At 69.1% G+C, this 13,417-nt stretch carries 12 protein-coding genes; 4 read left to right on the top strand and 8 right to left on the bottom strand.

All coding sequences use genetic code 11. The features are described 5' to 3' along the window. The 4 genes from E0W80_RS13415 to E0W80_RS13400 all read right to left on the bottom strand — a co-directional run. Positions 1-489, bottom strand: a 489-nt coding sequence (locus tag E0W80_RS13415) for an NAD(+)/NADH kinase (RefSeq protein WP_205802348.1), incomplete at its 3' end; no start/stop codon positions are given. Next, a complete protein-coding gene (gene gcvPB / locus E0W80_RS13410) occupies positions 486-2,069 on the bottom strand; it encodes an aminomethyl-transferring glycine dehydrogenase subunit GcvPB (RefSeq protein ID WP_131493146.1) in 1,584 nt (527 codons plus the stop codon). The genes E0W80_RS13415 and gcvPB, both read right to left, overlap by 4 nt. Then, positions 2,066-3,454 (bottom strand): aminomethyl-transferring glycine dehydrogenase subunit GcvPA, encoded by a 1,389-nt coding sequence (gene gcvPA, locus E0W80_RS13405; RefSeq protein WP_131493145.1) that lies wholly within the window; start codon positions 3,452-3,454, stop codon positions 2,066-2,068. Before gcvPA ends, gcvPB begins: the two co-directional genes overlap by 4 nt. Continuing rightward, positions 3,451-5,532, bottom strand: a complete 2,082-nt coding sequence (locus tag E0W80_RS13400) for a beta-galactosidase (protein ID WP_131493166.1) — start codon at positions 5,530-5,532, stop codon at positions 3,451-3,453. The genes gcvPA and E0W80_RS13400 overlap by 4 nt, the downstream gene beginning before the upstream one ends. A gap of 149 nt (positions 5,533-5,681) precedes the next feature. On the opposite strand from E0W80_RS13400, the gene E0W80_RS13395 reads away from it, so the two are divergent. Then, positions 5,682-6,338: a GntR family transcriptional regulator gene (locus tag E0W80_RS13395; RefSeq protein WP_052193514.1), complete on the top strand. Its 657-nt coding sequence runs from the start codon at positions 5,682-5,684 to the stop codon at positions 6,336-6,338. An 80-nt stretch (positions 6,339-6,418) separates the two neighbouring features. Here the strand turns inward: E0W80_RS13395 and E0W80_RS19200 are convergent, their stop codons facing one another. Genes E0W80_RS19200 through E0W80_RS13375 form a run of 4 tightly spaced genes read right to left on the bottom strand, consistent with a single transcriptional unit; the run spans position 6,419 to position 11,275 of the window. Further along, entirely contained in the window at positions 6,419-8,059 is a 1,641-nt protein-coding gene (locus tag E0W80_RS19200; protein ID WP_165875462.1) for a glycogen debranching protein, read from the bottom strand. Next, positions 8,056-9,003: a carbohydrate ABC transporter permease gene (locus tag E0W80_RS13385; protein ID WP_081996995.1), complete on the bottom strand. Its 948-nt coding sequence runs from the start codon at positions 9,001-9,003 to the stop codon at positions 8,056-8,058. Before E0W80_RS13385 ends, E0W80_RS19200 begins: the two co-directional genes overlap by 4 nt. After that, positions 9,000-9,962: a sugar ABC transporter permease gene (locus E0W80_RS13380; RefSeq protein ID WP_047522834.1), complete on the bottom strand. Its 963-nt coding sequence runs from the start codon at positions 9,960-9,962 to the stop codon at positions 9,000-9,002. Before E0W80_RS13380 ends, E0W80_RS13385 begins: the two co-directional genes overlap by 4 nt. Before the next feature lie 2 nt (positions 9,963-9,964). After that, positions 9,965-11,275, bottom strand: coding sequence for a sugar ABC transporter substrate-binding protein (locus tag E0W80_RS13375; protein ID WP_131493143.1), 1,311 nt, complete (start codon positions 11,273-11,275; stop codon positions 9,965-9,967). 160 nt (positions 11,276-11,435) lie between these two features. Between E0W80_RS13375 and E0W80_RS13370 the strand changes: the two genes are divergently transcribed. The 3 genes from E0W80_RS13370 (at position 11,436) to E0W80_RS13360 (ending at position 13,415) form a co-directional block, all read left to right on the top strand. Beyond that, a complete protein-coding gene (locus tag E0W80_RS13370; RefSeq protein ID WP_131493141.1) occupies positions 11,436-11,879 on the top strand; it encodes a hypothetical protein in 444 nt (147 codons plus the stop codon). Between the two features lie 176 nt (positions 11,880-12,055). Next, the gene (locus tag E0W80_RS13365) at positions 12,056-13,126 is read left to right on the top strand and encodes a M4 family metallopeptidase (RefSeq protein WP_131493139.1); all 1,071 of its coding nucleotides are present in this window, start codon (positions 12,056-12,058) and stop codon (positions 13,124-13,126) included. Then, on the top strand, positions 13,101-13,415 hold the full coding sequence (locus tag E0W80_RS13360; RefSeq protein WP_131493137.1) for a protealysin inhibitor emfourin: 315 nt from the start codon (positions 13,101-13,103) through the stop codon (positions 13,413-13,415). The genes E0W80_RS13365 and E0W80_RS13360 overlap by 26 nt, the downstream gene beginning before the upstream one ends. The last annotated feature ends 2 nt before the right edge of the window (positions 13,416-13,417 follow it).

Genomic DNA, 13,417 nt, shown 5'->3' with positions numbered 1-13,417 from the left:
CACTTGCAGGACGACACGCCAGATGTCGGAGCCTTCACCGGCGGATCGTCCTGCATCTGGCGTGTCGTCCTGCATCGGGTCGAAGGAGGCGGCCGCATCGAGCCCGGCGCACGCGTCCCGCAGGGTCCCGTCCCCACCGACCACGAGGATCAGGTCAGCACCGGCGGCGGCGAGCGCGCCCACCGCGGCGGTCGTGTCGGCAGCGGCGGTCGTGTCGGCACCGGCTGTCGCGCGACCGGGAGTCCACACCACCCGGGGCACGAGCCCCGCCGCACGGACGGCATCGGCTCCCATCGCTCCGTCTGCGGTCGCGACCACGAGTCCTGGATGCCGTGCGGCGAGTTCCGTCAGAGCCAGGGCCGCCCGCTCCTGCACGCGGGAGCGGGCACCGCGCGCGAGGGCGAGGTGCTGCACGTCCGCACCGTCGGAGCCGGCGAGGCCCGCGGGCCCACCGACTCCGGCGACAGGATTGACGACGAGTCCGATCACGACGCGTCGGACTCCGCGGGGAAGTACTTCCGCTGATACGCGCGCCACGTGACCGCCCAGCGGTCGGGGTCGTCCAGATCGTCGTGGTGCGTGTGGTGCACGGTCTGGTTGTGCGGGGCGGTGCGCACCACCTCGGGGGTCTCCCGTGCCTCGCGTGCGACTTCGGCGAGGGTCGCCGCATACTCGTCGAGCTCGGCGAGGGAGTACGACTCGGTAGGTTCGAGCGTGAACGGCTGGGGCACCACGTAGGGGTGGTGGCTGGTCCAGTAGTGCATGCCGAAGTCGGTCATGCGCACACCGATCTCCTCGGATGAGATCCCGGTCTCCCGGGAGAGCTCCTCCCACGAGTAGCGCACCTGCTCGATCCGCCGACGCCCGGTCGCGTAGGGCGCGGAGGCTCCGGGGATCGCGAGCACCTTCGCCATCAGGTAGTTGTTGTTCAGCACGGCGGTCTCGGCGGCGGCCAGCAGGCCCTCGGCTCCGAGCGCCATGATCCACGAGTAGGCCTTCACGAGCGCGGGGATCACCCCGAAGAAGGGCCCGACCGCGCCGATCGACAGCTCGCCCGCCTCGGCCACCGCGAACGTCCCGTCATCCGCACGCACCACCCGCGGTCCCGGCAGGAACGGGGCGAGCGCCGCGCTCACGGCGTTCGCGCCCGAGCCGGGGCCCCCGCTGCCGTGCGGAGTGCCGAACGTCTTGTGCAGATTGAAATGGCACACGTCGAACCCGGCGTCGCGGGCACGCGTGATGCCGAGGATCCCGTTGGCGTTGGCCTGGTCGTAAGAGGCGAGGGCGCCCACGGCGTGCGCGGCGTCCACCCACTCGCGGATCGCCGGGTTGTAGATGCCGGTGTCTTCGGGGTTGGTGACCATGATGGCCGCGGTGCGCGGCGAGAGCGCTGCCTTCAGCGCATCGAGCGAGGGGTATCCCTCGGCGTCGGGGTACACGGTGATGACCTCGTACCCGGCGGCCTTCGCGGCCGCCGCGTTCGAGGGGTGGCTGAAGATCGTGGTGATGACTTCGCGGCGCTGCTCGCCCTCTCCGTTCGCCTCGTGGAAGGCGCGGATCATCGCGATGTTCGCCCAGATCGCCGCCGATCCGCCCTGCGTGTGGAGGGAGACCTCGTCCATGCCGGAGATCTCGGCGAGCATCCGCTCCAGCTGCCAGACGATCTCGAGCACGCCCTGCGCGTCTGCCGGGTCCTGATGAGGGTGCATCGCGGTGAGCTGCGGCGTGTTCGCAAGTTGATCGTTGATCTTCGGCGCGTACTTCATGGTGCACGTCCCCTGGCCGATGTCGACGTTGAAGTCGGCGCCGAGGTTCTCCTGCGACAGGCGCAGGTAGTGCTTGAGCACACGCATCTGGCCCATCTCGGGGAGCTTCGGCTTCGCGGCCCGACGCAGGGAGGACGGCAGCGCGGCGACCACATCCCCCACCGCCGCGCGCACGCCGGGCTCCACCTGTGAGACCAGCACACCCCGTTCGCCGGGAGTGGTCAGTTCGAAGATGATCGGCTCGTCCCAGCGAGCCTGTTGGAAGCGGCGCAGCGCGGGCTTGGGGGCGACGGGGAGGCTCATCGGTTCTGCTCCTTCGCAGCGAGATCGGAGGCCGTGACGTCGGCGAGCGCACCCGCCAGGGTGTCGATGTCGGCCTGGGAGGTGAGTTCGGTGACGCAGACGAGCAGGCGGTGCTCGCCCACGACCACGCCGGGTTCGATGCCGCGGGCGCGGAGCGTCGCGACGACCGCGTCCGCCGTGACCTCGCTGAACGTCACGGTGAATTCGCGGAGGTGCACGGCGTCGTCGTCGAGCGAGACGCCAGGAACCGCGGCGAGCGCCTGCTGGGCGTATCGGGTGCGGGCGAGCAGCACCTCGCCGAGCTCCGCCATGCCGGCGGGACCCATCAGCGCCAGGTAGACCCCGGCGGCGATGCCCCAGAGGGCGGCGGCCGTGCCGACCCATTCCTTCCCCTCCTCGCGATGCGCGAACGAGGTGCGGTCGTACGCGACGTCGCCGAAGCCGTACTCGCCGGGAACGTCGGTGGTCGCGAGCCCGAACAGTCGCGACGGCATCTCCATCACGAACCGCGGGTCGTCGTGGACGGCGATGAACCCGCCGTGGGCGCCGCCGAACCACTGGTGCAGGCCGAGGGACTGGATGTCGCCGGTGACGATGTCCGCTCCCGAGACGGCGGGCGGGGTGAGGACGCCGTAGCCGATGGGGTCGGTGCCGACCACGAGCACGGCGCCCACCGCGTGCGCGGCATCCGCGATGTCCTGCAGCGCGGCTTCCACGGCGCCGGTGGCGCTGGGGGTCTCGACCCAGACCGCGGCCACGTCATCGCCCAGCGCGGCGCGGATCGCATCGACGTCGGCGGTGCCGCCGACGGTCGGCAGGTGCTCGAGCGTGAGGTGGGCGCGGACGTAGTCGTGCACCTTCGCGAGCTTCGCAGGGAGCACATCGCTCACGACCAGCACCCGTCCGCGGCTGGTGAGGCGCCCCGACATGGTGAGGCCGGTCGCGGTCGCCTGGTAGCCGTCGTAGGTCGGCACGTTCACGACGTCCATCTCGAGCAGCTCGGCCATCAGCGACTGGTACTGGAACAGCGCCTGGAAGCGGCCGTGGTCCTCATAGGGCTCGCCGGCGTAGGCGGTCAGGAACTCGCTGCGTCCGATCACCTCATCGACGACCGCCGGTACGTAGTGGTGGTAGGTGCCGGCACCGAGGAAGCTCAGCCGCTCCTGCGTCGAGCGGTTCCTCGCGAGCAGTGCGCGCACGTGGCGGGCCAGGTCCTGTTCCGCGACGAACGGGGCGGGCAGATCGAGCGGCCGCCCGAGCCGGAGACCGGCCGGGATGTCGGCGTAGAACTCGTCGACCGACGCGGCGCCCACGGCGGCGAGCATCGCCGCACGGGACTCGGGCGCGGTGTTGGGGATGTACGGATGCACGAACGGGGCGGTCATGCGTCCTCCTTCACAGGGATCAGGGTGGCAAAGGGGATGGATTCGGCGCGGGGCGCGGCGAGCACGGCGACGCCGTACCGATCGAGCTCCAGTCGGTCCGTATGGCGCAGACCGGTGAGCAGGTCGACTCCCGGGGTCGGGATCTCGAACGTCACGGGTGAGCGTCCGTGGTTGAGGTAGAAGGTGTAGTCGGTGGTGTCGTCGGCACGGGTGACCGCTTCGACCTCGACATCGGTGTGCTCCCTGGCGGGGACGCCGGCCGTGCGCAGCACGTCGCGGAACACCGGGAGCAGATCTGCGGCGTCGAACATCGCGCTGACGTACCAGGCCATCCCCTCCCCGGCGGCGCGACGGGTCACGGCGGGCAGACCGTCGAGTTCACCGCTCGCATAGATCCCGCGCACCTCGACGTCGTCATCCGTTTCGAGCCACTCGCTCCACGACTGCACCATCAGGATCTCGCCGGCGTAGTCGATGCTCTCGGTCAGCCCGTCGGCGATCGGCCACTGCTCGTCGACCTCGATGCCCAGAAGATCGCGCAGCGGCCCGGGTGCTCCGCCATCGTGCACCTTCTCGGTCGCATCCACCACTCCCGAGAACGGTCCGACGACGAGGTGTCCTCCGCGCTCCACGAAGGAGCGCAACGCGTCGGCCTGCGGCTGTTCGACGATGTAGAGGTTCGGCACCACGACCACGTCGTACGCGTCGAACGGCCCCGTGGCGCGAACCGCATCCACCGGCTGGCCGAGGGTGTACAGCGCGCGGTGCCAGGCCCGGGCCTGCTGCGCCCACTGCAGTCTCTGCGAGGGCAGCGACTCCACGGCGCTGGTCCCCCACCACGAGTCCCAGTCCACGACCAGCGCCACGCGCGAGCGCACCCGGGTGCCGCGCACCTGCTCGAGCCTCTTCAGCTCGTTGCCCAGCTCCTTGGTCTCCCGGAAGCTGCGCGAGCGCTCCCCCCGGTGACCGAGCATCGAGGAGTGGAACTTCTCCTGGCCGTACTTGGCCTGGCGCCACTGGAAGAACATCACGGCGTCCGAGCCGTGGGCGACCGCCTGCAGACTCTCGATGCGGATCTTGCCCGGCGCCTTGGGCACGTTCACGTCGCGCCAGCTGGTCGCGCTCGCCGAGGATTCCAGCAGCAGCCAGGGCTGTCCGCCCTTGAGCGAGCGCATGAGGCCGTAGTTGAGGGCGGCTCCGACATGCGAGGTCGGGTCGGCGGGTTCCGGGTAGGCGTCGTCGGTCACGACATCTTCGATCGCGGCGAAGTCCCAGTAGTCCAGGTCGCGGAACATGCTCATGAAGTTCGTGGTGACCGCGATGTCGGGCGTGACCTCCCGCAGCACGTCGATCTCCACCTGGAACAGCTCCCGCAGGGCGTCGGACGAGAACCGCTCGAAGTCCAACAGCTGGGTCGGGTTGATCGGGCCCGGCGCCTTCTTCGGCGTCTCGATGTGCTCCCAGGAGGTGTAGCGCTGACCCCAGACGTTCACGCCCCAGGCCTCGTTCAGCCCGTCGAGGTCTCCATAGCGATCCTGCAGCCAGCGGCGGAAATGCCTGGCCGACTCGGGGCACCAGCAGCGTGAGGTGTGATCGCCGTACTCGTTCGAGATGTGCCACATCGCGAGGCCGGGGTGCTCCCCGTAGCGCTCCGCCATCGCGCGGGCCATGCGGGCGACGTTCTCACGCCAGAGCGGCGACGAGGGGCAGTAGGTCTGACGGGAGCCGAACTCGAGCCGGTGCCCGTCGGAATCCCACGGCACCATCTCGGGGTGTGCCCGCAGCAGCCAGGACGGCGGGGTCGCGGTGGCGGTGGCGAGGTCGATCGCGATGCCGGCGTCCCACAGCAGGTCGAGGATGCGGTCGAGCCACGCCCAGTCGTAGACGCCGGGCTCGGGTTCGAGCTGAGGCCAGCTGAAGATCGGCAGGCTCACCATGTTCACGCCGGCCTCGCGCATGAGGCGGATGTCTTCGTGCCACGTCTCTTCCGACCACTGGTCGGGGTTGTAGTCGCCGCCGTACGCGAGGGCGTCGAGGCGGACGCGTCGGGCGGGCTGGTCGCCACCGGGTGCGGGCACGAAGCCTCCTCTCTGAGTCATGACCGGCTGATCCGGCGGTGCACTGGTGCGAATCCGCGATCAGCTGTATTCTGTATACAACACACTAGGACGTCGCCCGAGGCCCGTCAACCCATAGGCTGACGGGCAGGCGGCAGAAGAGGGGACGCATGGCGATCGAACGCAAGAACCTGCGCTCGCAGGTTCGGCAGGAGTTGCTGACCCGTATGCGCGCCGGACTCGTGCAGCCCGGCGAAGGCATCAACGAGGTCCAGCTCGCCACCGAACTCGGCGTGAGCCGCACCCCCCTGCGTGAAGCGCTCATCGCCCTCGAGTCCGAGGGCCAGATCGAGAGCGAGAACGGCAAGGGCTTCCGCTTCGTCCCGCTCAGCGCGTCCGAGTTCCGCGACCTCGCGCCGGTCATGGCTGCACTCGAGAGCCTGGCGCTCGAGCTGAGCCCGCCCGAGGAACTGCGCGTGATCGGGATAAGACTCAAGGAGATGGCCGAAGCCTTCGCCGACGAGCTCGTGGAGCACCAGCTGGTCATCACCAAGGACGACGAGTGGCACAGCGTGATGCTGTCCGCCTGCCCGAACACCCGGCTCCTGGCCGTGATCGACAACGTGCGCAGTTCGTTCCACCGCTACGAGTCCCTGCTGGTCCCCGAAGACGTCAAGGTCGAACGCGTCGCCGCCGAGCACGCCGAGATCGCCCGCCACCTCGCCGACGGCGACATCCCCGGCGCCGTCGACGCCCTCAAGCTCAACTGGATGCACGGCATGCAGCGCATCCTCGACAACGCCACGAGCTCGTACTTCACCGCCTGACGCCGCTCCGGTCGCACTTTCTGCCGGCAAAAGGGCCGAATAGCGGGAGAAAGTGCGACCGGAACGGATGCTGCGCGTGCTCACCGCGAGAGCCGCACCGCGAGGTCGACGAACAGCGCGGCCGACCAGCCGAAGGCGGTCGTGGCCGTGCGGGCCTTCTTACCCGAGTGCGGATTGAAGTACTCGTGCGGGCCCCCGCCGTGGATCACCAGCGCCACGGTCTGCTCCCGCAGTTCGCGCGCGCGTTCGGGGTACCCCGAAGCCTCCAGCCCGTCGGCGACGAGCATGCTCGTGTTCACCCAGACCGGTCCGCGCCACATGCGCTCGTCCGAGTAGTCGGGGTCGGAGGCCGCGACCGTGGGCAGCCCCCACGGCAGAGCGAAGCGTTCGGGGTCGTCGACGGCCGCCCGCAGCGCCTCGGCGACGGGAGGCGGCAACGTGCCCGTGAGCAGCGGCATCAACCCCACGACCGTGTCGCTGAGCTGCGGCTCCCCACCGCCGAATGCGAGGAAGCGTCCCCGCTCGGGATCCCACATGCGCAGCAGCAGCTCCTGTGAGGTCTCGGCCCGCTGCTCGAAGCGCGACACGTCGGCCCCGGGCTCGTACCGGCGCAGGAGGTCGGCGATCTCGCGATCCTGTCGCACCAGATACGCCCCGAGGTCGGGTGCGGCGGTCGGCAGGGGGCCATCGAAGATCGGGCTGTCATCGAGGCCGGAGGAGTAGGGGTGCCCATACTCCGGCATCCCGTCGTGATCGAGGTCGCTGCCGGCGAACCACCAGTCCTGCGAGCGGACGATCCGGGTCAGTTGCCGGCGCGCGTAGTCGGGCGCATCCTCGACGTCGAGCACCTTGCGCAGCGCCCAGGCGGCGAGCGGAGGCTTCGTCAGCGGCACGGGTGCGCTCGGGTCGGCGATCTGCGACCCGGCACGGCGCAGGTTGGCGCGGTCGCTCTCGGGCAGATCGTCGCTGGTCGCCAGCACCCCGAGCTCGTGCACGACGTCGGGCAGCTGCCCGTCGGGCTGTGGGAACCGGAAGGCGATGTCGAGCTGCTCGCGAGCGAGCTCGGGGTCGCCGTGGCGCAGACCGACCGCGATGAAGTACGCATCCCACTGCCAGAGACCGACGTAGCCGATCTTCGACGGCACGATGGCCCTGGCATCGCCCAGCGACGGCAGCTCGACGATGTTCGCCCCGAGCACCCACCAACAGAAGGCGGCCATCTCCTGCAGATCGTCGCGCACGCGCGGGCACTTCGCGAACCACTCGGTCCAGATCGCCTCGGTCGCGGCCAGGGCAGCCGAGTGGTCGCCGTGCACGACCGCGACGGTGCGATCAGCGGCGACGTGCAGCCCGAGCCCTCGATCGAGCGGATGCTCCTCGACGCCGCCGTCCGGACGCCGGAGCCGCACCCGCGATCCCGAAGCGCCGCCGAGGCTGAGCGTGGAGGGATCGGCGAAGGTCAGGGTCACCGCGCCGCCGCCGAGACTCACCCGCGCGGGATGCACGTCGGTCACCGGGAGCACCTCGCCCCCGGCACCGATCACGATCAGCGCATCGAGCACCCGGCACTCCGACAGCCGCCGCTCGTACTCCGAGGTGTGCACGCGCACGCCCTCGCCGTCGTCGGAACGGAACACGAGCACGCGCGAGCGCGGGAGCGTGAAGGGAGCGGACACCAGGTCGAGGTGACGCCCGGCGAGGGCGGCGAGATCCGCCATCATCGGCCCCCGAGTCCCGATGCGGCCATGCTGTTGAGGATCTTGCGCTGGCCGATCACGAAAACGATGAGCATCGGCACGGTCGCGATCGCGGACGCCGCCATCACGAGCCCGTAGTTGATGGAGCCGAACTGCCCCTGGAACGAGGTCAGCAGCAGCGGGACCGTGAACAGGTCCGGCGTGTTCAACAGCACCAACGGGAACAGGAACGCGTTCCAGACGCTGAGGGCGGTGATGATGCTGAGCGCAGCGAGGCCGGGCTTCAGGTTCGGCAGCACGATGCTCCAGAAGATGCGCCAGCGCCCGGCGCCGTCCACCAGCGCGGCCTCCTCCAGCTCGCGCGGCAGAGCGAGGACGAACTGCCGCATCAGGAACACGGCGAAGGGGTTCGCGATCATCCCGGGCACGATCAGTGCGAGATGCGAATCCACCCAGCCGAGCTGCGACATCAGGAGGTAGAAGGGGATGAGGGTGACCTGCGCCGGGATCATCTGCGTCGCGAGGAACACGATGAAGATCACCTTGCTGCCCCGGAACCGGATACGGGCGAACGCGTACCCGGCCATCGACGCGGTGATCAGGGTGCCGACCACCACCAGCACGGCGATGTACGCACTGTTCAGGTAGGCCTGCCCGAACGGAACGGCGTTCCACGCGTTCACGTAGTTGTCGACGGTCCAAGGGTTCGGCAGGAACTCCAGCGGGTTCTTCAACAGCTGCGGGAGGGTCTTGAACGACGTCAGCAGCATCCAGATGAACGGGAACACCATCGAGATGCCGCCGACCACGAGGAGCACGTGCAGCACGGTGGAGCCGAGACGTCGGCGGGCGCGTCCGGCCCCTGGTCCCCCTCGGCCCCGCTGACGGTATCCGGGAGCGGTGAGGGCGACGGTCGAATCGGTCGCGGGGGCGGCGGGGTCGCTGAGGGGTGTGGTCTGGAGGGTCATGCCGGGTCATCCTCGTAGTGGACGAACTTCTTCTGCGCACCGAACTGGATCGCCGTGATGACGAGGGTGAGCACGAGCAGGATGATGCTCGCCGCACTGGACAGCCCGAACTCGAATCGCCCGAAGCCGAGGTCGAAGATGTGGTAGACGATGGTGCGGGTCGCGTTGTCGGGTCCGCCGCCGGAGACCAGCACGTAGACCGTGTCGAAGGTCTGCAGCGACGAGATGAACGCGATCACCGAGGAGAAGAACACGATCGGCGAGAGCAGCGGGAGCCGGATGCTCGTGAACAGGCGCACGGCACCGGCGCCGTCGATGCGGGCGGCCTCGATCACCGACGGCGAGATGTTCTGCAGACCGGCCAGGAAGATCACGACGTTCAGGCCCATCGACGACCAGATCGTCACGATGCAGACGGCGAGGAGCGCGAGCTTGGGATCCTGCAGCCAATCCGGGGGCGTGATCCCGAACACCTTCGAGATCGTGGTCGAGAGCAGGCCGTCCGCACGGAACATCTGCTGCCAGATCATGGCGACGGCGACGGTCGAGGTGACCACCGGGGCGAAGAACAGGATCAGGTAGAGCGTGCGGGTCTTGAGCTTCTCGAGTGCGACGGCGACGATGACCGCGAGCGTGAGGCCGATCGGCACGGTGATGATCGCGATCAGCAGGGTGTTGATGATCGCACGGGCGAGCAGCGGATCCTGCAGCTGATCGGCGAAGTTCGCCAGCCCCACCCAGGTGAGCTCGCCCAGGCCGTCCCACTCGGCGAAGGCCAGCACCAGGCTGGCGGCGAACGGCAGCACGACGAACAGCGCCATGCCGAGCAGCTGCGGAGCGACGAAGACGTAGCCCCAGGCCCGATCCCGCCGACGCCAGGCGGCCTCCCGACGCAGGGGCGGGACGGATGCCGCAGGGGTGGCCTGCGGCATCCGTCCGTTCTCGGTGAGCGTGGTCACTCCTACTTCTCCGACCGATCCTCGACCACGCCGGCGATCGTGTCGAGCGTCTCCTGCGCGTCGGTCTTGCCTTCGTAGAGCTTCTGGAACTCCTCGGAGATGGCGACCGGCAGCCCCGGGACCCTGGCCTCAGCGGGGTAGTTCGTGAACCCGATGTCGCGCATGTCGAGGAACGTCTGCGCGTGCACGGGGTAGTCCCCCTCGAGCACCACGTCGTCGGCACCCTTGATCGACGGGACCGCGTTCCCGCCCCCTTCGAGGCGGAAGGTCTGCCCCTCCGCGGAGAGGAACTCCGTCCAGAACGTGAACGCGGCGTCCTTCACCTTGGTCTTGCCGTTGATCGCGAGGAAACTGGTCGCGACGCCGGTGGGAGCGGCCTCACCGTCGGGCGTCGGCCAGCGGACGATGTCGTAGCTGTCCTCTTCGCCCGTGGCCTTGACCGTGCCGATCGTGTAGCGGCCCTGCACGAAGAAGCCGGCCTTGTGCGTGACGAAGATGCTGTCGGCTCCGGCGCCGTCGGGAAGCGTGTCGGCGACGACGAAGGTGCCGTCCTGGAAGAGGTCGCCCAGCTCCTGCACGGAAGCGACGGTGGCGTCGTCCTGGTTCGCGACGAACGCTCCCGCCTCGTCGTACGGCGCGGGAAGGCCCTGGGACGACAGCCAGCTCCAGTGGGTTGCCCAGTAGTTCCAGTACATCGTCCCCGTGAGCCCCGCGTCGTGGAGCGTGGCGTTCATCTCGAGGAACTTGTCGGTCGTCCACTCGCCGTTCTCGGCCAGCGTCGCGGGGTCCTCGGTGATCCCGGCGGCTTCCAGCGCCTGCTTGTCGTACCAGAAGACGTCGGGGTTGGAGTCGTTCGGGGCCGCGTAGACCTCGCCGTCCTCCTCCGCCGCGCCGAAGAGGCCGGGGAAGAAGTCGTCCTTCGTGGTCTTGCTCGCGTCCGATTCCATCAGGTCGCTGAGCGGCATCAGCCTGTCGGAATCGACGAACTGGCCGATCATGTCGTCACCGACGTAGAAGACATCGGGAGCCGTGTTGCTGGTGAGCTGTGCGAGCAGCTTGGAGTGGTAGTCACCGTAGCCGGCGACGGGCTGGAGCTTGACGGTGATGTCGGGGTGGCGCTTCATGAAGTCCTTGTTGAACTCCTCGTAGCGGGTCAGCTCGTCCGCCGTGCCCCAGGTGGACCAGATGACCGTCGCGTTGCCGTCGGCGTCGACGCCACCGCCTCCTCCGCCGCCGCTGCACGCGGCGAGCCCCAGGGCCAGAGCGCCGGCGGCACCCAATGCCAGATACCGCGTCACGTTCGCACGTGCCATCTCGCTACCTCTTTCATCATTGGAAGATCGTGTCGGGAGCGCCTTTCCGGCGCACTCGTATTCTGTATACAGAACGCAATTCTGTCAAGGATCTCCCCCGGGTGACGGACATCGAGACCATCCCGTGACGTACCGGTCACCGGTGACGCAGACTGGGTGCATGACCGATCCCGACCCGCACCTGCTCGGCCCCGGCCTCCTGCCGACGCCGTTCACCGCCGAAGAGATCAGAGACGCCACTGGCAGGGGGAAGCGCATCCGCCTTCTCCTCGAAGGCCCGGACGGGCCGCTGGGCGAACACGTCAACCGCTTCCACCACACGGATGAGGAGGGCGCGACCCTCGATCGGTGGGCCGCGGCCGACCCGAACGCCGTGGTCTCGAGCCGGGTGACCTGGACCGAACTCCAGGGCCATGCGGCGTTCGACGCCGAGACGACGAGCATGTCGACCGTGCCGCTGTCCTCCCCCCTGGGCGAGCTCACCTGCCGTCGATACGACACCGCCGACGGGATCTTCTGGTTCTCGTCCGCGCACCCCGGGATGCCGGTGCAGTACGAGTCGGACGGCATCCGCACGACTGTGTTGAGCATCGAGCACGAGTGAGACGTATCCGGCGGGCACGCATGTTGTGAAGGAGATCTCACGTTCCGAAGGAGATCTCGCGTTCCGAAGGGGAGTCCGCGCGAACCTCTCCTTCACACCGTGAGATCTCCTTCACAATCCGCGCGGTTGCCCGGCCGGTTCCCGCAGACGTCGGACGCCCGGCGTAGGGTCGATCCATGAGCAGCACACCATCGACACAGTGTCCTGGAGTCGTCCCGTCGTACCTGCTCGCACGCCTGGCCGAATCGGGGCGCTTCCCGAAGGCCGCGGCTGCGGCGCGGCAGACGCTGACGGCCGGACGACCGCCGTTCCGCGCCCGCATCGACCTGTCGATCGACGAGAACGGCGACCTGGTCGCCCAACTGTCGGATGCTCCGAACCGCACCATCAGCGACGCCGGCAACACCCAGCGCCTCCCTGGCGCGGTGGTGCGCGGCGAAGACGACGCCCCCGTGGCCGACACCGCGGTGAACGAAGCCTTCGACGGCCTCGGAGCGACCTTCGAGATGCTGCTGTCCGCCTTCGGGCGCAATTCCCTCGATGACGCCGGAGCCCCGCTGGACGCCACCGTGCACTACGGCGTCGACTACGACAACGCGTTCTGGGACGGTGAGCGCATGGTGTTCGGTGACGGCGACGGCGAGGTGTTCCAGCACTTCACCGGCTCGCTCACGGTCATCGGGCACGAGCTCGCGCACGGCGTCGTGCAGCACACCGCGAACCTCGAATACCAGGGCCAGCCGGGCGCGCTGAACGAGTCGATCGCCGACGTCTTCGGTGCTCTGACCGAGCAGTATGCACTCGGGCAGACGGCCGACACCGCCACGTGGCTCATCGGTGCCGAGATCTTCACGGATGCCGTCGAGGGCGCGGCCCTGCGGTCGATGATCGCCCCGGGCACCGCCTACGACGACGACGAGCTCGGCAAGGATCCGCAGCCCGATCACATGAGCGGCTTCGTGCGCACCACCGAGGACAACGGCGGGGTGCACATCAACTCGGGCATCCCGAACCGCGCGTTCGCCCTGTTCGCGCTCGACCTCGGCGGCAAGGCCTGGGAGCGCGCGGGGACCGTCTGGTATCGGGCCCTCACCGGCGGCCTGTCGAGCACGGCGTCCTTCCTCGAGTTCGCCGATGCGACGGTCGCCGCGGCCACCGCGATCGACGAGGCCACGGCCACGGCGGCTCGACGCGCGTGGACCGTCGTGGGAGTCTATGCAGATGAGCGAGCCTCCTCCCGCGACTGACGCACCGATCGTGATCGCCGTCGTCCGCACGGGCGGCATCGCCGGCATCCGTCGCCGGTGGCAGGTGGAAGCAGGACCCGACGACGCCGGCGAATGGATCGACCTGATCGACCGGTGCCCCTGGGATCAGGAGGCACCGACCGACACCGGCGCCGACCGCTTCGTGTGGCGCATCCGCGCCCGGACTCCGGTCGAACGCCGCGAGCGTGAGCTGCCCGACTCCGCGCTCGACGGACCCTGGCGCGCGCTCGTCGAGGCGGTCCGGCAGGCGGCGGCCGCGAAGGGCTGACC

Origin of the sequence: Microbacterium sp. PI-1, assembly GCF_004337555.1 — a bacterium.
GTDB classification, from domain to species: Bacteria; Actinomycetota; Actinomycetes; order Actinomycetales; family Microbacteriaceae; genus Microbacterium; species Microbacterium aurugineum.
Note: the sequence above shows the minus strand (reverse complement) of the source record. Positions and strands in the feature narration are given on the sequence as shown.

What these genes read in the sequence shown, in the direction of transcription:
- E0W80_RS13395 (WP_052193514.1), top strand. Translation starts at nt 5,682, where the DNA reads ATGGCGATCGAACGCAAGAACCTGCGCTCGCAGGTTCGGCAGGAGTTG.
- E0W80_RS13360 (WP_131493137.1), top strand. Translation starts at nt 13,101, where the DNA reads ATGAGCGAGCCTCCTCCCGCGACTGACGCACCGATCGTGATCGCCGTC.
- gcvPA (WP_131493145.1), bottom strand. Translation starts at nt 3,454, where the DNA reads ATGACCGCCCCGTTCGTGCATCCGTACATCCCCAACACCGCGCCCGAG.
- gcvPB (WP_131493146.1), bottom strand. Translation starts at nt 2,069, where the DNA reads ATGAGCCTCCCCGTCGCCCCCAAGCCCGCGCTGCGCCGCTTCCAACAG.
- E0W80_RS13365 (WP_131493139.1), top strand. Translation starts at nt 12,056, where the DNA reads ATGAGCAGCACACCATCGACACAGTGTCCTGGAGTCGTCCCGTCGTAC.
- E0W80_RS13375 (WP_131493143.1), bottom strand. Translation starts at nt 11,275, where the DNA reads ATGGCACGTGCGAACGTGACGCGGTATCTGGCATTGGGTGCCGCCGGC.
- E0W80_RS13370 (WP_131493141.1), top strand. Translation starts at nt 11,436, where the DNA reads ATGACCGATCCCGACCCGCACCTGCTCGGCCCCGGCCTCCTGCCGACG.
- E0W80_RS13385 (WP_081996995.1), bottom strand. Translation starts at nt 9,003, where the DNA reads ATGACCCTCCAGACCACACCCCTCAGCGACCCCGCCGCCCCCGCGACC.
- E0W80_RS19200 (WP_165875462.1), bottom strand. Translation starts at nt 8,059, where the DNA reads ATGATGGCGGATCTCGCCGCCCTCGCCGGGCGTCACCTCGACCTGGTG.